Consider the following 22,924-nt stretch of genomic DNA (forward strand, 5'->3'; position numbering starts at 1 on the left):
ACTCGCCGCAATGGCGTATTCGCAGCAGGTCAACGACCATTTCGAGAACCCGCGCAATTGCGGCTCGTTCGACGCCGCCGAGCCGGGCGTCGCCACCGCCATGGTCGGTTCGCCCCGAGCGGGCGAAGTGATACGGCTGCAGCTTCGCCTGCACGCCGACGGCGTGCACATCGAAGAAGCGCGCTTCAAGGCCTACGGCGCGGCGCCGGCCATAGCCGCCGCTTCTTTTGTCGCACAGTGGCTGGGTGGCAAGAGCCTGGAGCAAGCCCTGGCGCTGGGCCACGCCGATGTGTCCCAGGCCCTGGCGCTGCAGCCGTCGCAGCTGCACAGTGCCATCCTGGCCCAGGAGGCGGTGCGGGCCGCGGTCGCTGCGCTGTCTGGCGGAGCGTCACGAGAGGAGAACAGCAAACCATGACGAGCAACGCCGTGCGCCAGATCGTGCTGGATACGGAAACCACCGGACTGTCGGCCGAGCAGGGCGACCGCATTGTCGAGCTCGGCTGCGTGGAGCTGGTGGGCCGACGCCTGACGGGCAACAACCTGCACCTGTACTTCAACCCCGAGCGCGAGAGCGAGGAAGGCGCGCTGCGCGTGCACGGCCTGAGCAGCGAATTCCTGCGCGACAAGCCAAAGTTTGCGGAATGCGCCGAGCAGATTTTTGGTTACCTCCAGGGTGCGGAGCTCATCATCCACAACGCCGCCTTCGACATGGGCTTTCTGGAGATGGAGTTCGCGCGTCTGAAGCGCCCGCCGCTTGCCGCTGCGCTGGCGGGCGTGCTCGACACCCTGATGTTGGCGCGCGACCTCTATCCGGGCAAGCGCAACACGCTCGACGCGCTGTGCGACCGTCTGGAGGTGGACCGCTCGGACCGCACGCTGCACGGTGCGCTGCTCGATGCGGAGCTGCTCGCCAGCGTCTACATCCAGATGACGCGTGGCCAGGAATCTCTGCTGGTTGCGCCCGGTGTCGTGGACAGCCCGCAGGCGATCGCTGCCGCGGCGCTGGACCTGAGCGGCTTCGATCTGCCGGTGCTGCTGGCCGACGCCCGCGAGCTCGCCGCCCACGAGGCCGTGCTGCTGCAGATCGACAAGGCAAGCGCAGGCCAGACGGTGTGGAAACCTGCCCGGGATGCGACGCAAGCTGTGCCATAATCGCGCTCTTCGCAAAACGCGATCCGGGTGATTAGCTCAGCGGTAGAGCACTGCCTTCACACGGCAGGGGTCAGTGGTTCGATCCCACTATCACCCACCACGGACTACGCAGCGCCTTGGCATTCAAAGTGCCAAGGCGTTTTTTTGTGCGCGCACCGCGCTGGCTGCGGCCCGTGCCCTTGCGGGCGCGGGGCTGCAGACACCTGCCTGGCCTTGTTCTCCCTGCAAAGCTTGCAGCGGAAAAACCGCGCCGCCGCTGCAAAAGCTAGGGTTTTCATGGCCCGACTTTGCCTTGACAGTGGCCGCCGAGGCCACCCACAATGGCCGGTCAGGGGTCCAGCTCGCGATCCTGTCCGACAGCAACGATTTCAAGGAGACACAATGAACAAGGCACTGACTCTGCTGGCCGCCGGCGTGGCTATGGCATTTGCCAGCACGGCCGTCCAGGCGGGGGACACCTACAACGCGGTCAAGAAAAAGGGCTTCGTGCAGTGCGGCATCAACCCGGGTCTGCCGGGGTTCTCGCTGGCCGACAGCAAGGGGGTCTGGAAGGGCCTGGACATCGACATGTGTCGCGCGATTGCGGCCACGGTCTTCGGTGACGCGTCCAAGTTCAAGGTGACGCCGCTGACCACGCAGCAACGCTTCACCGCTCTGCAGTCGGGCGAGGTGGATGTGCTGACGCGCAACTCGACGGCGACCATCGTGCGCGACACCACGCTCGGATTGATGAGCACCGGCACCAACTACTACGACAGCCAGGGCGTGATCGTCAAGAAGAGCCTCGGCGTGAAGAGTGCCAGCGAGCTCGACGGTGCCTCGGTCTGCGTGCTGCAGGGCACGACCACCGAGCTGAACCTGGCCGACTGGTTCCGCTCGCACAAGATCACCTACAAGCCGGTGGTGATCGAGACTTCCGAAGGAGGCTTTCGCACCTTCGAGGCCGGCCGCTGCGACGCCACTACCAGCGACAAGTCGCAACTGGCGGCGCTGCGCGCGTCCTCGTCGGCGCCGGACGACTTCGTCATCCTGCCCGAAGACTTCTCCAAGGAGCCGCTCGGCCCCATGGTGCGCCAGGGCGATGACGAATGGTTCATGGTGGTGCGCTGGACGCTCAACGCCATGTTGGAGGCCGAGGAGTACGGCATCACCTCCAAGAACGTCGAGCAGATGCTCAAGAGCGACAACCCCAATGTGCAGCGCATCCTGGGCGTGAACGGCGAGATGGGCAAGGGCCTCGGCGTGGACAACCGCTGGGCCTACAACATCGTCAAGCAGGTGGGCAACTACGGCGAATCCTTCGATCGCAACGTCGGCAAGGATTCCCCGCTCAAGCTCGACCGCGGCCTCAATGCCCAGTGGACCAAGGGCGGCGTGATGTACGCCTGGCCCATCCGCTGATCGCACGCCTCTGAGCTGAAGACCGGGGTGCCACGCACGGCGGCGCTCCGGTTGCCGGTATGGCTGGACAAGATTTAGCACCGTCGCCGCGGGCCCCGGGGGCGCGGCGTGCGCGGCGTTGGTCGTGGAACGACCCGACGACCCGCGCCATCATCTACCAGGTAGGTCTGCTGCTGCTGGTCGGCCTGCTGATCTGGTATCTGGCGCACAACACGCTGCGCAACCTGGCGGCGCGCAACATCACCACGGGTTTCGACTTCCTGCAGCAGCAGGCGGGCTTCTCGATCGGTGAGAGCGCGATCGACTATTCCCCGACCGACAGCTATGGCCGTGCGGTGCTCGTCGGCCTGCTCAACACCTTGATGGTGTCGGTCGTGGGCATCATTGCAGCCACTGTGCTCGGTACCTTGCTGGGCATAGGGCGCCTGGCCAGGAACTCGCTGGTCTCTGGCCTGTGCAGCATCTACATCGAGGTGATGCGCAATATTCCGCTGCTGCTGCAGCTGTACTTCTGGTATGCGCTGGTGACCGAGGTGATGCCCAGCGCGCGCAAGGCCTTCTCGCCGCTGCCCAGCGTCTTCATCTCCAACCGCGGGCTGCGCCTGCCCTGGTTGCAAGGCAATGCGATGGAATGGATGCTCGGCGGTCTGGCCGTGGCGATAGCGGCCTGTCTGCTGCTCGGCCACTGGTCGCGTCGCCGCCAGGAGGCAAGCGGGCGCAGCTTTGCGCTCTTGCCGGCTTGCGCGGCTTTGCTGCTGGCGCTGCCGGCGCTGGGCTGGTGGATCAGCGGGGCGGGCTTCGTCGTGGATCGGCCGGTGCTCAAGGGCTTCAACTTCCAGGGCGGCTTTACCGTGACGCCCGAGATGTTTGCGCTGCTCGCGGGGCTCGTCACCTATACGGCGGCCTACATTGCCGAAGTGGTGCGCTCTGGCATCCAGGCGGTGAACAAGGGGCAGTGGGAGGCGGCGGCGTCCATTGGCCTGTCGCGGGCGCGGGTGCTGCGCTTCGTCATCCTGCCCCAGACCATGCGTGTCGTGATACCGCCGATGACCAGCCAGTACCTGAATCTGGTCAAGAACAGCTCGCTGGCGGTGGCCATAGGCTATCCAGACATCGTGGCAGTGACCAATACCATCCTGAACCAGACGGGGCAGGCGATCGAGGGCATTGCCATCATCATGGCGGCCTATCTGGTGGTGAGCCTGTCGATTTCGCTGTTCATGAACTGGTACAACAAGCGCATGGCGCTGGTGGAGCGCTGAGGGATGACGCAAGCGCAAGCCTCCAGCGTCGGCCGCGCGCCGCCCCGCAGCAGCGCGGGCGTGGCAGGCTGGCTGCGCAGCCAGCTGTTTTCTTCGCCGCTCAACGCCGTGCTCACCGTGCTGGTGGTCTGGGTGCTGCTGATGGCGCTGCCCGCGCTGGTGGACTACTTCTTCATCAAGCCGGACTTTGCCGCCACCACCGCGGCCGGTTGCCGCGAAGCGGGCGGCTACTGCTGGGCGCTGGTGCGCGAGAAGCACCGGCTGATCCTGTTTGGTCTCTACCCCTACGACGAGCAATGGCGCCCGCTGCTGGCTTCGGTGATTTTACTCGGCATCATCATCTGCAGTGCGATGCGGCGCTTCTGGCGCCCCGCGCTGGGCCTGGCCTGGGTGGTGGCGCTGGTGGCGGTGGGCGTGCTGATGTGGGGCGGGGTGTTCGGCCTCAGCTACGTGGAAGACGCACGCTGGGGCGGTTTGCCGCTGACGCTGATTCTGGCCACCTTCGGCATCGGCATTGCCTTCCCGTTTGGCGTGCTGCTGGCGCTGGGGCGGCGCTCCGACATGCCTGCAGTCAGGGCTGTGTGCATCATCTACATCGAGCTGATCCGCGGCGTGCCGCTCATCAGCCTGCTGTTCATGTCTTCGGTGATGCTGCCGCTGTTTCTGCCCGAAGGTTTTTCCATCGACAAGCTGCTGCGTGCGCAGATCGCGCTGATTCTGTTCACCGCCGCCTACATTGCCGAGGTGGTGCGCGGCGGCCTGCAGGCCATACCCCGGGGGCAGGTGGAGGGCGCGGATTCGCTTGGCCTGTCCTACTGGCAGCAGATGCGCCTGGTGGTCTTGCCGCAGGCGCTGCGCATCTCCATCCCCACGCTGGTCAGCACCTTCATTTCTCTGTTCAAGGACACGTCACTCGTGGTGATCATCGGCATTTTCGACCTGATGCAGGCGGCCAGGGCGGCGGTGCTGGACTCGGCCTGGCAGGGCTTCAGCATCGATTCCTACATCTTCATCGCGGTGATCTACTTCGTGTTCTGTTTTTCCATGTCGCGCTACAGCCTGGCGCTGGAGCGGCGGCTCAACCAGGGGCAGCAGCGCTGAAGGGCGCGCTGGACCCGTGCACGGTTTGCCTCCATGTCCGAATCGACCATTCAGCTCAAGAACGTCAACAAGTGGTACGGCCAGTTTCACGTGCTGCGCGACGTGAACCTGGAAGTGGCCAAGGGTGAGCGCATCGTCATCTGCGGGCCGTCGGGCTCGGGCAAGTCGACGATGATCCGCTGCATCAACCGGCTGGAAGAGCACCAGGAAGGCCAGATCATCGTGGACGGCGTGGAGCTGAGCAACGACCTCAAGCAGATCGAGGCGATACGGCGCAACGTCGGCATGGTGTTTCAGCACTTCAACCTGTTTCCGCACATGACGGTGCTGGAAAACCTCACTCTGGGCCCGATCTGGGTGCTGAAGAAGACCAAGGCAGAGGCCACGGCCGAGGCGATGAAGTACCTCGAGCGCGTGCGCATTCCGGATCAGGCGGGCAAGTACCCGGGGCAGCTCTCGGGCGGTCAGCAGCAGCGTGTGGCGATTGCGCGCTCGCTGTGCATGAACCCCAAGATCATGCTGTTTGACGAGCCCACGTCGGCGCTGGACCCGGAGATGGTCAAGGAGGTGCTGGACGTGATGATCGAACTGGCTGAGGAAAGCGGCATGACCATGCTGTGCGTGACGCACGAGATGGGTTTTGCCCGCAGGGTGGCCAACCGGGTGATCTTCATGGACTATGGCCAGATCATCGAGCAGAACGCGCCGGGCGCATTCTTCGACAACCCGCAGCACGAGCGCACCAAGCTGTTCCTGCAGCAAATCATCCACTGAACCGGCGGCGGGCGCCGGCGCGCGGGGTTTTTCAGCTTTGCCTTGAGTTTGATCGGTCGGCGCGCAGCGCCCGCGCGGTTTGCAGCACGAGAGAGGGGCCGCGGTAGATCAGCCCGGTGTAGATCTGCACCACGTCGGCACCGGCGCGGATTTTTTCCAGCGCGTCCTTTGCGCGCACGATGCCGCCCACGCCGATGATGGGAAAACCCGCACCCAGGCGGGCGCGCAGCTGGTGGATGACCGCGTTGGAGGCCTGGCGCAGCGGCGCGCCGCTCAGGCCGCCAGTCTCCTGGGCGTGGGGCAGGCCATGCACGCCGGTGCGCGCGGTGGTGGTGTTGGTGGCAATCACCCCGTCCATGCCGTGGCGCTGCAGCGCGTCGGCAATCAAGGTGATCTGGCCGTGCTCCAGATCGGGCGCAATCTTCACGAAGATGGGCCGGCGCTTGCCGTGCTGCGCGGCCAGTTCGTCGCGCCGGCGCGCGAGGGCCGACAGCAGCGCGTCGAGCGCCGCGTCGCTCTGCAGACTGCGCAAGTTGCGGGTGTTGGGCGAGCTGATGTTGATGGTGATGTAGTCGGCGTGCGCATACACGCCTTCGAGCCCCAGCAGGTAGTCGCTGGTGGCGTCTTCGATCGGCGTGGCGGCGTTCTTGCCGATGTTCAGGCCCAGCAGCATGGCGTCGCCGCGCTGGCGCACGCGCGAGCGCTGCACGTTGGCGACGAAGGCCTGCAGCCCGTCGTTGTTGAAGCCCATGCGGTTGATGATGGCCTGGCTGGCGGGCAGGCGGAACATGCGCGGCCTGGGGTTGCCCGGCTGGGCCAGCGGCGTGACGGTGCCCACTTCGACAAAGCCGAAGCCCATGTCGGCGAAGGCGTCGATGCAGCGCGCGTTCTTGTCCAGCCCCGCGGCCAAGCCCACGCGGTTGGGAAATTGCAGGCCGGCCAGCGTGATCGGATCGCTCACGCGCGGGCAGGCCCAGGTGCGCGCCAGCGGCGTGCCGGCGGTCTTGGCCAGCAGCGTCAGCGTGTGCTCGTGCGCCGTTTCGGCGTCCATGCGAAAAAGGAAGGGGCGGGCGAGCAGATAGGGCAGCGGCATGCGGATAATCCGGAAAAGTCTCGCTGGATTTTCCGCCATGAACCAAGCTGCCGCGCTCAGCCAGGATGAACTCAAGCAACTCGTCGGCCGCGCCGCGCTGCAGTACGTGGTGCCGGGCGAGGTTCTGGGCGTGGGCACGGGCTCCACGGTCAATTGCTTCATCGACGCGCTGGCGCAGATCAAGGCGCAGATCCCCGGTGCGGTATCGAGTTCCGAGGCCAGCACGCAGCGCCTGCGCGCGCTGGGCATACCGGTGCTGGAGGCGGCCGCGGTGCAGCGGCTCTCGGTCTATATCGACGGCGCCGACGAGATCGACGGCCAGGGTTGCATGATCAAGGGCGGCGGCGCGGCGCTCACGCGCGAGAAGATCGTCGCGGCGCTGGCCGAGCGCTTCGTCTGCATCGCCGATGCCAGCAAGCGCGTGCAGGTGCTCGGGCGCTTTCCGCTGCCGGTGGAGGTCATCCCGATGGCGGCGGCGCAGCTCGGCCGGCGTTTTGCGGAACTGGGCGGGCAGGCGCGGCTGCGGCTCAAGGACGGCGTGCCGCTGGTGACCGACAACGGCCAGCACATCCTGGACGTGCACGGCCTGCAGATCGGCACGCCGCTGGCCTTTGAAAACGAGGTCAGCCAATGGCCGGGCGTGGTCACCGTAGGGGTGTTTGCCCACCAGCGCGCCAGCGTCTGCCTGCTGGGCAGCGCCAGCGGCGTGCAGACTCTGAGCTTCGGGGCCTGAACATGCTGCCCGAATTCTGGCGCAGCGAAACCACCGCATCCGGCAGCGAGCGGCTGATCTACGCGGTGCGCGGTGGCCGCGCCTTTGTGCCCCTGCTGGTCCTGGGCGCGGGGCTGATCGGCGCTGGCGTGTGGGGTGCGGACGCGCTCGGCTGGGGTGCGGACCTGACCGTGGCGGGCTGGGTGCTCTTCATCGTGGCGCCGGGCGGCGCGGTGCTCGCCGGCGTTTATGTGCTGGACGTGCTGTTCTGGCGCCAGCACAGTTACACCTTTGACGCCAGCATGCTGCGCGTGGCGGAGCGCTCGCTGTTCTTTCGCCGCGAAAGCGAGATCGCGCGCAGCCTGGTGCGCGGCGTGCAACTGGCTTACACGCCGCCGCGCGAGGATGCCGCCACGGGCGACCCCGGCAGATGGGCGACCTTGCTCGAATACCAAAGGCCGGACGGCGAAAGCGCCACTTTGGCCTTGACCGGCATGGGCAGCGAGGAGGAGGCGCACTGGCTGGGCCCGCTGCTGGCCGATTGGGCCCAGGTGAAGCTGGCGCGCGGTTTTGGCGCCGCAGCGGCCGACGAGGCCGACCCCGAGGAACTGCCGGGGAGCAAGCCGCGCAAGGCGCGCAAGCAGACGGCTAAAAAATGATGCCGGCCGGATTCGACGGGCTGGGCGTGCCCGGCGCAGGTGCGGACGCGGGCGGAGCCGGGCGCGCGGCGCGCGGGCTGGCGGCCGGCGCGGCTTCAGCAGGCTCGGCCTCGGCCGGTGCTTGTGCGCGCGCCGGGGCCAGCGGGCTGGGTGCGGGGCGCTGGTAGCCGGGCGGCAACTGGCCGGTCTTGGGGTAGCCGGCAGCGTCCAGATACTGGCTCCACTCGTCGTCGGCAAAGCCTTTGATCTGCTGGCTGCCTATGGTGAGCAGCGGCAAATTGGCCTCGCCAGCCAGGCGCTGGTAGGCCTGCAGGTCTTGCTGCGTCGTCACCGTGCGCTCGGTAAAGGGAATGCCGCGGTTGATCAGCAGGTTGCGCCCGTTCACGCAGGGGCCGCAGTTGTCACCGCTGTAGAGCACCACCGGGTAGCGCGTGGCGGCCTGGCGCAGCGCGTAGGGCAGGGCGTCGAGCCGATTGCCGGCCGCAGGGCTCGCGTCGCTGGCGGCGCGGCCGACCGTGCTGCCCTGGGCGGCGGCTGCGGGCGGGCGGTCGCTGAAGGTGACGCGCCCGTCGGGCCCGACGATGCGGTACACCGTCTGGGCCTGCGCACCGCCGGCAAGCAGCGCGGCCAGGCTGGCGGCAAGAACGATGGAGTGCGTGGGTTTCATCGGAATCTCTCCTTGTGCTTCCAAGGAATTGATAGCTGCTTGCGCTTGCTGCACATGGGTTTCAATGGCAAAACATGCTGAAAACCTTGCGGTGTCTGCGCTGGCAGCTCCTGTTTTTCAGGCCATGCCCTGGTGGCGCAGCAGCGCGTCGAGCTGCGGCTCGCGCCCGCGAAAGGCCTTGAAGGATTCGATGGCAGGGCGGCTGCCGCCGCTCTCCAGGATGGCCTGGCGGTAGCGCCGGCCGGTCTGGGTGCTGGGCATGCCGTCGGGGCCGCGGGTTTCCTCGAAGGCGGCGTAGGCGTCGGCCGAGAGCACTTCGGCCCATTTGTAGCTGTAGTAGCCGGCCGCGTAGCCGCCGCTGAACACGTGGCTGAAGCTGTTGGCAAAGCGGTTGAAGGCGGGCGGCTGCAGCACGGCCACTTCGGAGCGCACCTCGCGCAGCAGCGCCTGGATGTCTTCGCGCGCCTCGCTGCGGGTGTGCGCGAGCATGTCGAAGAGCGCAAATTCGATCTGGCGCAGGGTCTGCATGCCGGCCTGGAAATTCCTGGCCGCCAGCATCTTGTCGAACAGCGCGCGCGGCAAGGGCTCGCCCGTGTCCACATGGGCGGTCATGTGCCTGAGCACCTCCCACTCCCAGCAGAAGTTCTCCATGAACTGGCTGGGCAGCTCGACCGCGTCCCACTCGACGCCGCTGATGCCCGAGACGTCGTGTTCATTGACCTGGGTGAGCATGTGCTGCAGCCCGTGGCCGAATTCATGGAACAGCGTGATCGCGTCGTCGTGCGTGAGCAGCGCCGGCTTGCCGTCGACACCCTCGGCGAAGTTGCACACCAGGTAGGCCACGGGCGTCTGCAGCGTACCGGTGTCCGGGCGCAGCCAGCGGCTGCGCGCGTCGTCCATCCAGGCGCCGCCGCGCTTGCCTGCGCGCGCCGGCTGGTCCAGATAGAACTGGCCGAGCAGCCGGCCCTCGCGCTCGATGCGGTAGAACTGCACCGCAGGGTGCCAGACAGGGGCCTGGTCGGGCGCGATGCGCACCTCGAACAGCGTCTCGACGATGCGAAACAGCCCGGCCAGCACCTTGGGCGCGGGGAAGTATTGCTTGACCTCTTGCTCGTTGTAGGCGTAGCGCGCCTCCTTGAGCTTTTCCGACACGTAAGGCCAGTCCCAGGCCTGGGGGTCGGCAAGGCCGAGCTCAGCAGCGGCAAAGGCGCGCAGATCGGCCAGGTCTTTTTCTGCGTAGGGGCGCGCACGCGCGGCCAGGTCGCGCAGAAAGTGCAGCACCTCCTCGGGCGAGTCGGCCATCTTGGGCACGAGCGAGACCTCGCCAAAATTGGCGTAGCCGAGCAGCGCCGCTTCTTCCTCGCGCAGTGCCAGGATTTCGCGCATCAGCGGTGCGTTGTCGAACTGCGTGCCCGCGTCCGCCGCCTGGTCCGAGGCGCGCGTGGCGTAGGCGGTGTACAGCTTCTCGCGCAGCGCGCGGTCCTGCGCAAACTGCATCACTGGCAGATAGCAAGGCATCTGCAGCGTCAGGCGGTAGCCTTCCAGCCCGCGCGCCTGGGCGTCGGCGCGGCAGGCCTGGATCAGGTCTTCGGGCAGGCCGGCAAGCTCTTCGCGGCGCGCCAGGTAGCTGAAGGCGTCGGTCGCGTCGAGCACGTTTTCGCTGTACTTCTGCTGCAATTGCGCCAGGCGCTCTTGCACCTGGGCAAAGCGCTCGCGCGCGGCGCCCGTGAGCTCCGCGCCCGAGAGCCGAAAGCCGCGCAGTGCGTTGGCAAGCGCCTGGCGCTGCTCGGCGTTGAGCGCCGCCGGGTCCATGGCCTTGTACTTGGCGTAGAGGCGCTCATCCGCCCCCAGGCGCGTGAGGAAGGCGGTGACCAGCGGCAGCGCGGCGTTGTAGGCGGCGCGCAGCGCCGGCGTGTCCATCACGCTGTTGAGATGGCTCACCGTGCCGAAGGCGCGGGTCAGCCGCTCGGTTGCGACGTCCAGCACGCGCGAGATCGCGCTCCAGTCGGCCGGAAAGTTGTCGGCCGTGACTTCGGCCAGCGCCGCCTCGCAGCGCTGCAGCAGCTCGGCGATGGCCGGCTGCACGTCCTCGGGGGTGATGCGATCGAAGGCGATGGCACCGGAAAAGTCGAGCAGGGGATTGTTCATGGTGCTCAGAATGGCGCCGCGGGCGCGAAGTTCAAGCGCCGCTGGCGCGTTCGGCCGCCTCGATGGTGTTGACCAGCAGCATGGCGCGCGTCATCGGTCCGACTCCGCCGGGCACCGGGGTGATCCAGCCGGCGACTTCCTTGACGCGCTCGAAATCCACGTCGCCGCAGAGCTTGCCCGCATCGTCGCGGTTCATGCCCACGTCGATGACTACCGCGCCGGGTTTGACCATGTCGGCCGTGAGCACGCCGCGCTTGCCCACGGCGGCGACGATCACGTCGGCCTGCAGCGTCAGCGCCTTCAGGTCTTTCGTCCGCGAGTGGCAGAGGGTGACCGTCGCATCCTTTTGCAGCAGCATCAGCGCCATCGGCTTGCCGACGATGTTGGAGCGCCCGATGACCACGGCGTGCCTGCCCCGCAGGTCATAGCCTATGGATTCGAGCATCTTCATGCAGCCGTGCGGCGTGCAAGGCCAAAAGCCAGGCAGCCCGGTCATCAGCGCGCCCGCGTTTTGCAGGTGAAAGCCGTCCACGTCCTTGGCCGGATCGATCGCGCGGATGACCTGGTGGGCGTCCATGTGCGCTGGCAGGGGCAGTTGCACCAGGATGCCGTGCACCGCGGCATCGGCATTGAGCTGGGCGATGCGCGCGAGCAAGTCCGCCTCGGCCATGTCCGCCGGGTAGCGCTCCAGCGTCGCGGCCAGGCCGGTTTCGGTGCTGTCGCTCACCTTGTGGCGCGTATAGACCTGGCTGGCCGGGTCGTCGCCGACCAGGATGATGTGCAGTTGCGGCTGCGCCCCGCGCGCCTTGAGCGCGGCCGTGCGGTGGCCTACCTGCGCGCGGATCTGGCGCGCCAGGGCGTTGCCGTCGATGAAGGTGGCAGTCATGTATCAGTGGTGAAATATGCCGCAAACGCCCTGTACACGGGCGCTGGAAGCTATCAAAAATATCAGGCCTTGGCGGGCGTGGAGCCTAGGGCAATCTTGAGCAGATCGGCCACGGTGTTGGCGCCGAGCTTTTCCATGATGTTGGCGCGGTGCGCCTCCACCGTCTTGATGCTGATGCCCAGGTCGTCGGCGATCTGCTTGTTCAGCCGGCCCGCGACGATGCGCTCGAGCACCTGCGATTCGCGCCCGGTGAGCTTGGCCATCAGCGCCTCGTGGCTGGCGGCGAGCTGGTGGTCGGCAAAGCTCTCGCGCGCGTGCACCAGCATGCGCTCGACGAGTTCGGACAGCTCCTTCTCGTTGAAGGGCTTCTGGATGAAGTCCAGCGCCCCCTTCTTCATGGTGTCCACCGCCATGGGCACGTCGCCGTGGCCGGTGATGAAGACGATGGGCAGCGGCGACTTGCGCTCGATCAGGCGGTCCTGCAGTTCCAGGCCGGTCATGCCGGCCATGCGCACGTCGATGATCAGGCAGGCCACCTCGCGCGGGTCGTAGCGCGAGAGAAAGGTCTCGGCCGACTCGAAGCAGCGCACGCGGTAGCCCTTGCCCTCGAGCAGCCACTGCAACGAATCGCGCACCGCCTCGTCGTCATCGACGACATAGACGGTGCCTTTTTTCGGAGACATCAGATTCATGCACATGCCTTTCACGTCGTTATCGCTTCGAAATTGCTAGTAGCATTCTCAGCGCCGGCCAGCGGCAACCAGAAAGTGAACAGGCACCCCGTGACCTCTTTTCCATTGTAGAGGTTCTGTGCCTGCAGCCTTCCCTGGTGCGATTCGACGATGCTGCGGCACAGGTTCAGCCCCATGCCCATGCCCTCGCTCTTGGTGGAATAAAAGGCTTCGAAGAGGTGGTCCAGCACCTCCTGGGGCAGGCCCGGGCCGCTGTCTTCCACGCTGAACTGGATCACGTCCACGCCGTCGACCTGGCGCGGCACCACGCGCAGCTCCACGCTGCGCCGCGCGGGGGCGCAGCCGGCGTGGGCAATCGCCTCGGCGCCGTTCTTCATCAGGTTGATCAGCACCTGCTCGATCAGGATGCGGTCGGCCATCACCGGCGGCAGGCGCGCGGCCACGTAGTGCGTCAGGCGCACGTTGTGGCGGCGCAGCTCTATGGTGGCCAGCTCCACCGCCTCGGCCACCATCTCGGTCACCTTGGCCAGTTGGCGGTTGGGTTCGCTCTTTTTCACGAAGGCGCGGATGCGCTGGATGATCTGGCCCGCGCGCTGCGCCTGGTGCGCCGTCTTGTTGAGGGCCCCCAGCAGCGCGTCCTCGCTGATCTGGCCGCTTTGCACGCGCGAGATCATGCCGCTGCAGTAGTTGCTGATGGCGGTGAGCGGCTGGTTGAGTTCGTGCGCGACGCTGGAGGCCATCTCGCCCATGGTGATCAGGCGGCTGACCGACTGGGTGCGCTCGGCCTGGTGCGCGGCCAGCTCCTGGGCGTTGCGCCGCGCGGTGATGTCGGTGGCAATCACCATCTGCGCCAAGCGCCCGTCCACCCAGTGCAGGTAGCGTGAGCGCACCTCCAGCCAGCGGCCCAGCTCGCTCTGGTAGATCTCCACGTTGTCGGAATTGGCCTGGGTCATGGCGTGGCTAGGCAGGCCCATCAGGCCGTCCTCGTCGTCCTCCTCGGGCGCGTGCACCACGCCGGCCTGCATCACCAGCTGCAGATGGCCATCGGTCTGCGAGCCGAACCACTGGCGATACAGCCGGTTGGCAAACAGCAGCTCCTTGCTGCCCAGCGGCGCGACCGAGACCGAGGCGTCGAGCGACTCCATGACGATGGTGAAGCGCTCGTGCGAGGCCACGAGCTGCTCGCGCACGCGGTTGGGCTCGGTGATGTCGGTCATCGAGGTCATCCAGCCGGTGTGCCGTCCATGCCCGTCGATCAGCGGCGAGACGTACAAGCGCGCATCGAATACCGTGCCGCTCTTGCGCTGCACGCGCACCTGCAGGCCGCCGGGCAGGGCGCGCCCCGACAGCTCTTCGTGCAGCTTGCTCTGCTGGGAATTGCGTTCGGCCTCGGGCCAATAGCTGTAGGGCGGGGTCTGGCCCACGAGCTCTTCGGCCGACCAGCCGGTCATCTGGCAAAAGGCGGCGTTCACGTAGGTGATGCGCCCCTCCAGGTCGAGCGCGCGCATGCCGGTGAGGATGGAGTTTTCCATCGCGCGGCGAAAGTTGGTTTCCGCTACCAGCGCCTCTTGCGCCTGCATGCGCTTGCGCGTGTGGCGCCAGGTGCCCAGCAGCAGCCAGGCGGTCATGATGGAGAGCGCGCCCACGAGCCAGAACAGGCCGCTGCCGATCACGCCAAGCGAGGTGCGGTAGGCCTGCGCGCGCAGCACCAGCGTGAGGCCTGGCAGCACGATGGGCGCGTCGTAGGCATTGCTTGCGCGCGCCCAGGGCAGCAGCGGGCGTGCGCGCGGCTGCAGCGCCGAGCCCGCCAGCAGCTGATGGCGCACGTTGAGCAGCGTCACCGCGTAGCGCGACAGCACCTCGTTCGGTGTGCCATAGCGCAGCAGGCTGTCGGTGGAATATTCGGCCAGCAGCACGCCGGCAAAACGTTCGTCCCCGCTCAGCGGCACCAGCAGTTGCAGCAGCGGCGCCGGCCCTTCGGCGCGCGGCGCCCCCTGCTGGTAGCTCGCCTGTTCGAGCTGCTGCACCTGGTGAAAGCCCTCCAGCGTTGGCCCCGGGCGCAGGATCTCGCCGGCCAGGCGTATCTGGCTGCTGGTGAGCGTGGGCGCCGACTGGCTTGCGCGTACCCGCCCGGTCTCGTCTATCCAGCTGAGCGCCTGCACCTCGGGGTATTGGGTGATCAAGAGGTCAGCGAGCGTTGCGAAGTCGGTTTCGTTCAGGCCCTGGCCGGGCAGGTCGCGCGCGATGCGCATGACCTGCTCCTGGCGCTCGGACAGACGCAGGCGCAGGCGCTGCTGGGCGTACTCCACGTCGCGCTGCAGGGCTTCGCGCTCACGCTGGATTTCCTCGGAGTGCAAATACCAGAACGAGGCGACGATGGCCAGAAAGAACAGCAGCACCGCCGCAAGCGGCGCCAGCGCGGCAAAGCGGTCCTGCCGATGCGGCGCCAGACCACGCCACCAGCGGCGCCAGTGGCGCGACGGCGACTGCACCGACAGCGGCAGCGCGGAGGCTCGGGAACCGGGGGAAACCATGAGTGAAGTTTATAGACAGCCGCTGGGCGACCCCCCGGAAATCTGAGGGTTTTCCTCAATAAATCTCATATTATGAAACCTACTCGTGCTATTTGAAAAATACCAAAAATATGCGACACTGCGGCATCTATCCTGACATTCACTGCGTAAAGGAGACCAGAGATGAGTGACGCCATCCCAAGCCAGGCGCTGACAGACACGGACGAGCAGGAAACACGCGAATGGATGGACGCGCTGGCCGCGGTCATCGACAAGGAAGGGCCGGAGCGCGCCCACTTTCTGCTTGAGCAACTGCTCGAGCACGCGCGCGAGCACTCCATCGACATGCCGTTTTCGGCGACCACTGGCTACGTGAACACGATCGAGCCGGACGAAGAGCAACGCAGCCCCGGCAACCTGGAACTGGAAGGGCGTCTGCGCGCCTACATGCGCTGGAATTCCATGATCATGGTGGTGCGCGCCAATCGCGCGCACGTGGACGACGGCGGCTCGCTCGGCGGGCATATCGCCTCCTACGCCTCGGTGGCGCACATGTTCGAGGCCGGCTTCAACCATTTCTGGCATGCCGAGAGCGAAGGCCACGGCGGTGACTGCGTCTATTTTCAGGGTCACAGCTCGCCGGGCATCTACGCGCGCGCCTTTCTGGAAGGGCGCATCACCGAAGACCAGATGCTGCACTTTCGCCAGGAGGTGGGCTACAAGAAGGGGCTGTCCAGCTACCCGCACCCCTGGTTGATGCCCGGCTTCTGGCAGTTCCCGACGGTCTCCATGGGCCTGGGGCCGTTGATGGCCATCTACCAGGCGCGTTTTCTCAAATACCTGCAGGCGCGCGGCATCGCCGAGACCGAAAACCGCAAGGTCTGGGCCTTCATGGGCGACGGCGAGATGGACGAGCCCGAGAGCACCGGCGCGATCCGCCTGGCCTCGCGCGAGAACCTCGACAACCTGATCTTCGTCATCAACTGCAACCTGCAGCGCCTGGACGGCCCGGTGCGCGGCAACGGCAAGATCATCCAGGAGCTCGAAGGGCAATTCCGCGGCGCCGGCTGGAACGTCATCAAATGCCTGTGGGGCAGCAGCTGGGATCCGCTGCTCGCGCGCGACAAGGACGGCGCGCTCAAGAAGGTGATGATGGATACGCTCGACGGCGACTACCAGACCTTCCGCGCGCACGACGGCGCCTACATCCGCGAGCACTTCTTCGGCCGCGATCCGCGCGTGGCCAAGCTGGTCGAGCACATGAGCGACGACGAGATCTGGGCGCTGCGCCACGGCGGCCACGACTCGCAAAAGGTCTATGCCGCGTTTGCCGAGGCGGTCAAGCACACCGGCCAGCCCACGGTCATCCTGGTGCGCACCATCAAGGGCTACGGCATGGGCGCGGCCGGCCAGGCCAAGAACCCCGCGCACCAGATCAAGAAGCTGTCGGACGACGCGGTGCGGGCCTTCCGCGACCGCTTCAACATTCCGGTGCCCGACAGCGAACTGGAAAAGCTCCCCTTCTACAAGCCGGCCGACGACACGCCCGCGATGCAATACCTGCACGCGCAGCGCAAGGCCCTGGGCGGCTATCTGCCGCAGCGGCGAGAGAAGTCCGACGAAAGCTTCACGGTGCCGGCGCTCGAGACCTTCAAGGCGGTGCTCGACCCCACGGCCGAAGGGCGCGAGATCAGCACCACCCAGGCCTTCGTGCGCGTGGTGGTGCAACTGCTGCGCGACAAGGCCCTGGGCCCGCGCGTGGTGCCCATCGTGGTGGACGAGGCGCGCACCTTCGGAATGGAGGGGATGTTCCGCCAGATCGGCATCTACAACCCGCGCGGCCAGCTCTACACGCCGGTGGACAAGGGCGAGGTGGCCTACTACAAGGAAGCCATCGACGGCCAGGTGCTGCAGGAAGGCATCAACGAGCTGGGCGGCATGTCCAGCTGGATTGCTGCGGCCACCAGCTACAGCACCAGCAACCGCATCATGGTGCCGTTCTACGTCTACTACTCGATGTTCGGGTTCCAGCGCTTTGGCGACCTGGCCTGGGCGGCGGGCGACCTGCACGCGCGTGGCTTCCTGCTGGGCGGCACCGCCGGGCGCACCACGCTCAACGGCGAGGGCCTGCAGCACGGCGATGGCCACAGCCAGATGCATGCGGCAAGCATTCCGTCGTGCATCAGCTACGACCCTTCGTTCGCGCACGAGGTGGCGGTCATCATGCACGAGGGCATGAAACGCATGATCGAGCGCCAGGAGGACGTGTACTACTACATCACCATCCACAACGAGAACTACGCCATGCCCGGCCTGACCCCGGGCACGGAAGAGCAGATCCTCAAGGGCATGTATCTGTGTCAGTCGGGCGCGGCCGGCGACAAGCGCGTGCAGCTGCTGGGCAGCGGCACCATCTTGCGCGAATCGCTGGAGGCGCAAAAGCTCCTGGCCAGCGACTGGGGCGTGCAAGCCGACGTCTGGAGCTGCCCCAGCTTTACCGAGCTGGGCCGCGAGGGCGTGGACGCCGAGCGCTGGAACCTGCTGCACCCCGATGAGCCGCCGCGCGTGCCCTTCGTCGCGCAGCAGCTGGCCGAGCACCCGGGGCCGGTGGTTGCCTCTACCGATTGGGTCAAGGCCTATCCTGAGCAGATCCGCGCCCACCTGCCCAAGGGGCGCAGCTTCACCGTGCTGGGCACGGACGGCTTCGGGCGCAGCGACTTTCGCTTCCGCCTGCGCGAGCACTTCGAGATCGACCGCCACTACATCGTGCTGGCCGCGCTCAGCGCACTGGCCGACGAGGGCGCGATCGACCGCGCCCAGGTTTCGGCGGCGATCAAGAAGTACGCGATCAAGACCGAGAAGACCAACCCGCTGTACGCCTGAAGGAGGGACGAGGCCATGGCAATCAAGGAAGTCAAAGTCCCCGACATGGGCGATTTTTCCGGCGTCGGCGTGATCGAGTTGCTGGTGCAGCCCGGCGACACCATCAAGGCCGAGCAAAGCCTGATCACGGTGGAGTCGGACAAGGCGACGATGGAGATTCCCTCCAGCGACGCCGGTGTCGTGAAAGAGCTCAAGGTCAAGCTCGGCGACAAGGTCGACCAAGGCTCGGTCATCCTGCTGCTCGAGGTAGCGGATGCAGAGCAGAAACAGGCCCAAACGCCTGCTGCGCCTGCGCCTGCAGCTCCTGAACCTGCAGCAGCGCCGGCCCCGGCCGCCACCCAGCCCGCAGCCGCCCCAGCCGCCGCCACGCGCGTCGAGGTGCGCGTGCCCGACATCGGCGACTTCAAGGACGTGGGCGTGATCGAGCTGCTGGTAGCCGTGGGCGATACGGTCAAGACCGAGCAGTCGCTGATCACCGTGGAGTCGGACAAGGCGTCGATGGAAATTCCTTCCTCCGCCTCGGGCGTGGTCAAGGAGCTCAAGGTCCAGCTCGGTGACAAGCTCAATGTGGGCGACGTGATCGCGGTGCTTGAAGGCGCGGCTGCCCCTGCCGCGGCACCGACGCCCGCAAGCGCCAGCGCTCCGGCGCCGGCTGCGCCCGCTCCTGCGCCCGCAGCGGCGCCTTCATCCAGTGCTTCGCCAGCACCTGCAGCCGCTGCCACGCCCGCACCCAGCGCCCCCGCACACCAGCCGGGCGGCTCCACGGCCGGTCTGCCGCACGCTTCGCCCTCGGTGCGCAAAGCCGCGCGCGAGCTTGGCGTGCCGCTGGCCGAGGTCAAGGGCAGCGGCCCCAAGGGCCGCATCACCCTGGAAGACGTGCAGGCCTTCACCCGCGCCGTCATGCAAGGCAGCACGCGCACCCAGGCGCAGGCTGCGGCTGGCACGGGCGCCGCCTCGGGCGTGGGCCTTGATCTGCTGCCCTGGCCGCAGGTGGACTTTGCCAAGTTCGGCGACATCGAGGCCAAGCCCTTGAGCCGCATCAAGAAGATCAGCGGCGCCAACCTCGCGCGCAACTGGGTGATGATTCCGCACGTCACCAACAACGACGAGGCGGACATCACCGAGCTCGAAGCCTTCCGCGTGCAGACCAACAAGGAGGCGGAAAAGGCCAAGAGCGACGTGAAGGTGACCATGCTTGCCTTCGTCATCAAGGCGGTGGTCTCGGCACTGAAGAAATTCCCCGAGTTCAACACCAGCCTGGATGGCGACAACCTGGTCTACAAGCACTACTACCACATCGGTTTTGCGGCGGACACGCCCAATGGCCTCGTGGTGCCGGTGCTCAAGGACGCGGATCAGAAGGGCATCCTGCAAATCAGCCAGGAAATGTCCGAGCTCGCCGCCAAGGCGCGCGGTGGCAAGCTGGGCATTGCCGACATGCAGGGCGGGTGCTTCTCGATCTCCTCGCTCGGCGGCATCGGCGGCACGCACTTCACGCCCATCATCAACGCGCCCGAGGTGGCCATCCTTGGCCTCTCTCGCAGCGCGATGAAGCCGGTGTGGGACGGCAAGGTGTTTACGCCGCGCCTCATGCTGCCGCTGTCGCTGTCCTACGACCATCGGGTGATCGACGGCGCAGCCGCCGCGCGCTTCAACGCCTATCTGGGCCAGGTGCTGGCGGACTACCGCCGCATCCTGCTGTGAAAGGGGCCTGAGATGGCAGTGATGGACATCAAGGTGCCCGACCTGGGCGACTTCCAGGACGTGGGCGTGATCGAGGTACTGGTGGCCGAGGGCGAGCACATTCGCGCGGAGCAAAGCCTGGTCACCGTCGAGTCGGACAAGGCTTCGATGGAGATCCCGTCGAGCCACGCCGGCGTGGTCAAGGAGCTCAAAGTCAAGCTCGGCGACAAGGTCAGCCAGGGCAGCGTGCTGCTCACGCTGGAGGTGGCCGACGCCGCGCCGGCCCCGGCGCCCGCACCGGCCGCCGCCGAAACTTCAGCATCAAAACCCGCTCCAGCGCCCGCCAGCCAAGCGCAAGCAGCTCCTGCTTCTGCAGCATCCAGCTACGCTGGCGGCGCCGACGTGGATTGCGACGTGCTGGTGCTGGGCGGCGGCCCCGGCGGCTACAGCGCGGCCTTCCGTGCGGCCGACCTGGGCCTGAAGGTGGTGCTGGTGGAGCGCTACGCCACGCTGGGCGGCGTGTGCCTGAACGTCGGCTGCATCCCGTCCAAGGCGCTCTTGCACGTGGCCGCGGTGATGGACGAAGTCGGCCATCTCAAGAGCGCCGGCATCGATTTTGGCGCGCCGCAAATCAATATCGAGCAGCTTCGCGGCCACAAGGACAAGGTGGTGGGCAAGCTCACCGGGGGCCTCGCGCAAATGGCCAAGATGCGCAAGGTCACGGTGCTGCGCGGCTTGGGCAGCTTTGTCGGCGCCAAGCATCTGCGGGTGGAGGAAACCGGCGGGGCAGGGCATGAGAAGAGCGGCAAGCAGCAGGTGGTGCAGTTCAAGCGCGCCATCATCGCCGCCGGCAGCGAGGCGGTGCATCTGCCCTTCATGCCCAAGGATCCGCGCGTGGTCGATTCCACTGGCGCGCTGGCGCTGGCGGGTGTTCCCAAGCGCATGCTGATCCTGGGCGGCGGCATCATCGGCCTGGAGATGGGCACGGTGTATTCCACGCTGGGCGCGCGCCTCGACGTCGTGGAAATGCTCGACGGCCTGATGCAGGGCGCCGACCGCGACCTGGTCAAGGTCTGGCAGAAGATGAACGCCAAGCGCTTTGACCACATCATGCTCAAGACCAAGACCGTCGCGGCCGAGGCCACGCCCGAAGGCATCAAGGTCACGTTTGCACCGGCCGAGGAGGGCGGCAGCGCCCCCGAGCCCCAGACCTACGACCTGGTCTTGCAGGCCGTGGGCCGCAGCCCCAACGGCAAGAAGATCGGCGCCCAGCAGGCCGGCGTCGCGGTCACCGATCGCGGCTTCATCAGCGTCGACATCCAGATGCGCACCAACGTAGCGCACATCTTCGCCATCGGCGACATCGTCGGCCAGCCCATGCTGGCGCACAAGGCGGTGCACGAGGCGCACGTGGCCGCCGAGGTCATCGCCGGCGAGTTGCTGGGCGACGAAAAACTCGCCAAGGCCGCGTTCAACGCGCGCGTGATTCCGAGCGTGGCCTACACCGACCCGGAAGTCGCCTGGGTCGGCCTGACCGAAGACCAGGCCAAGGCCGAAGGCATCAAGGTGACCAAGGGCCTGTTCCCCTGGGCCGCATCGGGGCGGGCGATCGCCAACGGGCGCGATGAAGGCTTTACCAAGCTGCTGTTCGACGCCGAAACCCAGCGCATCCTGGGCGGCGGCATCGTCGGCACGCATGCGGGCGACATGATTGGCGAAATCGCCCTGGCCATCGAGATGGGCGCGGACAGCGTGGACATTGGCGCCACCATCCATCCGCACCCGACGCTGGGCGAAAGCATAGGCATGGCGGCCGAGGCCGCGCACGGCGCCTGCACCGACCTGCCGCCGCAGCGGCGCTGAGCGCGGCCTCGCCCTGCCAGGCTTTGCCGCGCGGGCCGGCTTGCGAGGGCAGGGCGGCGGCGGGGCTCAGACCAGATCGTCGCCGTTGGCCTGCGCCTTCCAGTCGATCGGGTCTTGCTGCAGCACGGTGTCGATGTCCATGTCCAGCACCACGCCGACCTCGCCCGGAAAGGTCGCGGCCAGTTCGCGCTCGCCCAGGCCCCCTTCACGTGCGCGGGCGCGCCAGGCCGCCAGGTGCAGGATGGCCGCCAGCGGCTCATAGACCTCTTCGTCGAACGGCGCGCAGTGGTAGCGCAGCGCGTCGACCAGCACGGCCGGCAGGCGCCATTGGCGCGCCAGGCGCGCGCTCACGGCGGCATAGCTGTAGCCCCACAAGCGGCTCTCGTGGCGCGAGCGGCGCAAGTCCAGCGGCGCCACCGTGCGGCTGAGCGCATGGCTTTGCGCGGGGTTGCGCAGGTGCAGCACCAGCTCACCTAGACCATGCAGCAGGCCAGCGCTATAGGCCAGCGTCTGGTTGCGGTGCACGATGCCGGCGAGCGAGCGCGCCAGTCGCGCGGTATTGAGGCTGTAGCGCCAGAAATGCTGCAGGTTGATGCCAGGCACCGAACCCGCCGTCGTGCCGAGGAAGGCCTGGGTCACGAAGGCGCGCAGCTGCGGCAGATCGAGCAGCACGATCGCTTCAGGCACGCTGCCCACGGTGCCCGACAGCGGATGCGAGCGCACGTTCACCTCGCGCAGCAAGCGAGCCGCCAGCGCCGGATCGGTCAGGAAAAACTGGTTGATGCGCCGCAGACTCGGCTCTGGGCGCGCCAGCTCCGTCGTCAGCAAGGCCACTGCCCGCGGCAGACTGGGCAGCGTGCATTCGGTCTGCAGCAGGTCGTTCAAGTCCATCCGGGCAATCCGAGGCGCTGATCCATTGCGGGCATTGGTCGAGGGCATTATCCCCAGTCTGGACAACGACGACGTGCGTCGCCGAGCACGGCGGGCAGCTGCCAGCGCGACGATCACGACGATCGCGAAGGCAGCCTAGCGCGCCGGAAACCAGAAGTCGCGCATCCTCCGCAGTCCATTTAACATAATATACATTGTATAAAACATGCCAGGCGGTCAGTTGCATCCTTGCAACTTCGTCGCAACGCCGCGCATTCGGGCGCACCGGGGTGTTCATGAGCCGCCGTGCCGGCACGCCCGGAGGTTCGCGCTCAGCGCCGGCGCAGGATGTGGATGAACTCCTCGCCCTCGGTTTTCTGCTCGACGAGTTCGTTGCCGGTCTGGCGGGCGAAGGCCTGAAAGTCGCGCAGCGAGCCGGGATCGGTCGCGACGACCTTGAGGATCTGGCCGCTGAACATCTGGGTCAGCGCCTTCTTGGCCTTGAGGATGGGCAGCGGGCAGTTCAGGCCGCGCGCATCGAGTTCGCTGTCTATGTTCATCTTGC

19 protein-coding genes and 1 tRNA gene are annotated in these 22,924 nt (G+C 66.8%); 12 read left to right on the plus strand and 8 right to left on the minus strand.

What is annotated here, in order from left to right; translation table 11 throughout:
* Positions 1–10 precede the first annotated feature (10 nt).
* The 7 genes from KUD94_RS03615 to KUD94_RS03645 all read left to right on the plus strand — a co-directional run bounded on the left by KUD94_RS03615 (position 11) and on the right by KUD94_RS03645 (position 5,690).
* Positions 11–415, plus strand: coding sequence for an iron-sulfur cluster assembly scaffold protein (locus KUD94_RS03615; protein ID WP_218238518.1), 405 nt, complete (start codon positions 11–13; stop codon positions 413–415).
* Complete coding sequence (dnaQ, locus tag KUD94_RS03620) at positions 412–1,152, plus strand: DNA polymerase III subunit epsilon (protein WP_218238519.1); 741 nt, start codon at positions 412–414, stop codon at positions 1,150–1,152. Before KUD94_RS03615 ends, dnaQ begins: the two co-directional genes overlap by 4 nt.
* A 25-nt stretch (positions 1,153–1,177) precedes the next feature.
* Positions 1,178–1,252 (plus strand) — tRNA-Val (locus KUD94_RS03625).
* 281 nt (positions 1,253–1,533) lie between these two features.
* Positions 1,534–2,553, plus strand: a complete 1,020-nt coding sequence (locus tag KUD94_RS03630) for an amino acid ABC transporter substrate-binding protein (RefSeq protein ID WP_218238520.1) — start codon at positions 1,534–1,536, stop codon at positions 2,551–2,553.
* A gap of 59 nt (positions 2,554–2,612) precedes the next feature.
* On the plus strand, positions 2,613–3,815 hold the full coding sequence (locus tag KUD94_RS03635; protein WP_218238521.1) for an amino acid ABC transporter permease: 1,203 nt from the start codon (positions 2,613–2,615) through the stop codon (positions 3,813–3,815).
* A gap of 3 nt (positions 3,816–3,818) precedes the next feature.
* Positions 3,819–4,916, plus strand: a complete 1,098-nt coding sequence (locus tag KUD94_RS03640; RefSeq protein WP_218238522.1) for an amino acid ABC transporter permease — start codon at positions 3,819–3,821, stop codon at positions 4,914–4,916.
* 33 nt (positions 4,917–4,949) lie between these two features.
* The gene (locus KUD94_RS03645; protein ID WP_218238523.1) at positions 4,950–5,690 is read left to right on the plus strand and encodes an amino acid ABC transporter ATP-binding protein; all 741 of its coding nucleotides are present in this window, start codon (positions 4,950–4,952) and stop codon (positions 5,688–5,690) included.
* Between the two features lie 31 nt (positions 5,691–5,721).
* On the opposite strand, the gene KUD94_RS03650 is transcribed toward KUD94_RS03645, so the two are convergent.
* Complete coding sequence (locus KUD94_RS03650) at positions 5,722–6,783, minus strand: quinone-dependent dihydroorotate dehydrogenase (protein WP_218238524.1); 1,062 nt, start codon at positions 6,781–6,783, stop codon at positions 5,722–5,724.
* A 37-nt stretch (positions 6,784–6,820) separates the two neighbouring features.
* Here KUD94_RS03650 and rpiA point away from each other — a divergent pair, with 37 nt between their 5' ends.
* Complete coding sequence (gene rpiA / locus KUD94_RS03655; RefSeq protein WP_218238525.1) at positions 6,821–7,516, plus strand: ribose-5-phosphate isomerase RpiA; 696 nt, start codon at positions 6,821–6,823, stop codon at positions 7,514–7,516.
* A 2-nt stretch (positions 7,517–7,518) separates the two neighbouring features.
* Entirely contained in the window at positions 7,519–8,154 is a 636-nt protein-coding gene (locus KUD94_RS03660; RefSeq protein ID WP_218238526.1) for a hypothetical protein, read from the plus strand.
* On the opposite strand, the gene KUD94_RS03665 is transcribed toward KUD94_RS03660, so the two are convergent.
* The 5 genes from KUD94_RS03665 to KUD94_RS03685 form a co-directional block, all read right to left on the minus strand.
* Entirely contained in the window at positions 8,144–8,821 is a 678-nt protein-coding gene (locus tag KUD94_RS03665; RefSeq protein ID WP_218238527.1) for a glutaredoxin family protein, read from the minus strand. The genes KUD94_RS03660 and KUD94_RS03665 overlap by 11 nt on opposite strands.
* Before the next feature lie 117 nt (positions 8,822–8,938).
* A complete protein-coding gene (locus KUD94_RS03670) occupies positions 8,939–10,969 on the minus strand; it encodes a M3 family metallopeptidase (protein WP_218238528.1) in 2,031 nt (676 codons plus the stop codon).
* A gap of 31 nt (positions 10,970–11,000) precedes the next feature.
* Positions 11,001–11,855 (minus strand): bifunctional methylenetetrahydrofolate dehydrogenase/methenyltetrahydrofolate cyclohydrolase, encoded by an 855-nt coding sequence (locus tag KUD94_RS03675; RefSeq protein ID WP_218238529.1) that lies wholly within the window; start codon positions 11,853–11,855, stop codon positions 11,001–11,003.
* A 62-nt stretch (positions 11,856–11,917) separates the two neighbouring features.
* Positions 11,918–12,547: a response regulator transcription factor gene (locus KUD94_RS03680; RefSeq protein ID WP_304516290.1), complete on the minus strand. Its 630-nt coding sequence runs from the start codon at positions 12,545–12,547 to the stop codon at positions 11,918–11,920.
* Positions 12,548–12,558: 11 nt separating this feature from the next.
* Positions 12,559–15,081, minus strand: a complete 2,523-nt coding sequence (locus tag KUD94_RS03685) for a PAS domain S-box protein (RefSeq protein ID WP_218238530.1) — start codon at positions 15,079–15,081, stop codon at positions 12,559–12,561.
* Between the two features lie 162 nt (positions 15,082–15,243).
* Here KUD94_RS03685 and aceE point away from each other — a divergent pair, with 162 nt between their 5' ends.
* From aceE to lpdA, 3 genes are read left to right on the plus strand one after another with little or no spacing between them, the layout of a single operon-like run.
* Positions 15,244–17,943: a pyruvate dehydrogenase (acetyl-transferring), homodimeric type gene (gene aceE, locus KUD94_RS03690; protein WP_218238531.1), complete on the plus strand. Its 2,700-nt coding sequence runs from the start codon at positions 15,244–15,246 to the stop codon at positions 17,941–17,943.
* Between the two features lie 15 nt (positions 17,944–17,958).
* Positions 17,959–19,647 carry a dihydrolipoyllysine-residue acetyltransferase gene (gene aceF, locus KUD94_RS03695; protein ID WP_218238532.1) on the plus strand — a complete coding sequence of 563 codons (1,689 nt, stop codon included), beginning with the start codon at positions 17,959–17,961 and terminating at the stop codon, positions 19,645–19,647.
* Positions 19,648–19,659: 12 nt separating this feature from the next.
* A complete protein-coding gene (gene lpdA / locus KUD94_RS03700; RefSeq protein ID WP_218238533.1) occupies positions 19,660–21,489 on the plus strand; it encodes a dihydrolipoyl dehydrogenase in 1,830 nt (609 codons plus the stop codon).
* A 66-nt stretch (positions 21,490–21,555) separates the two neighbouring features.
* Here lpdA and KUD94_RS03705 read toward each other — a convergent pair whose 3' ends face one another.
* On the minus strand, positions 21,556–22,380 hold the full coding sequence (locus KUD94_RS03705) for an HDOD domain-containing protein (protein ID WP_218238534.1): 825 nt from the start codon (positions 22,378–22,380) through the stop codon (positions 21,556–21,558).
* A gap of 311 nt (positions 22,381–22,691) precedes the next feature.
* The gene (locus tag KUD94_RS03710; RefSeq protein WP_146911083.1) at positions 22,692–22,919 is read right to left on the minus strand and encodes a sulfurtransferase TusA family protein; all 228 of its coding nucleotides are present in this window, start codon (positions 22,917–22,919) and stop codon (positions 22,692–22,694) included.
* Positions 22,920–22,924 lie beyond the last annotated feature (5 nt).

The organism is Comamonas sp. NLF-1-9, from assembly GCF_019195435.1.
Taxonomy (GTDB): domain Bacteria; phylum Pseudomonadota; class Gammaproteobacteria; order Burkholderiales; family Burkholderiaceae_C; genus Comamonas_C.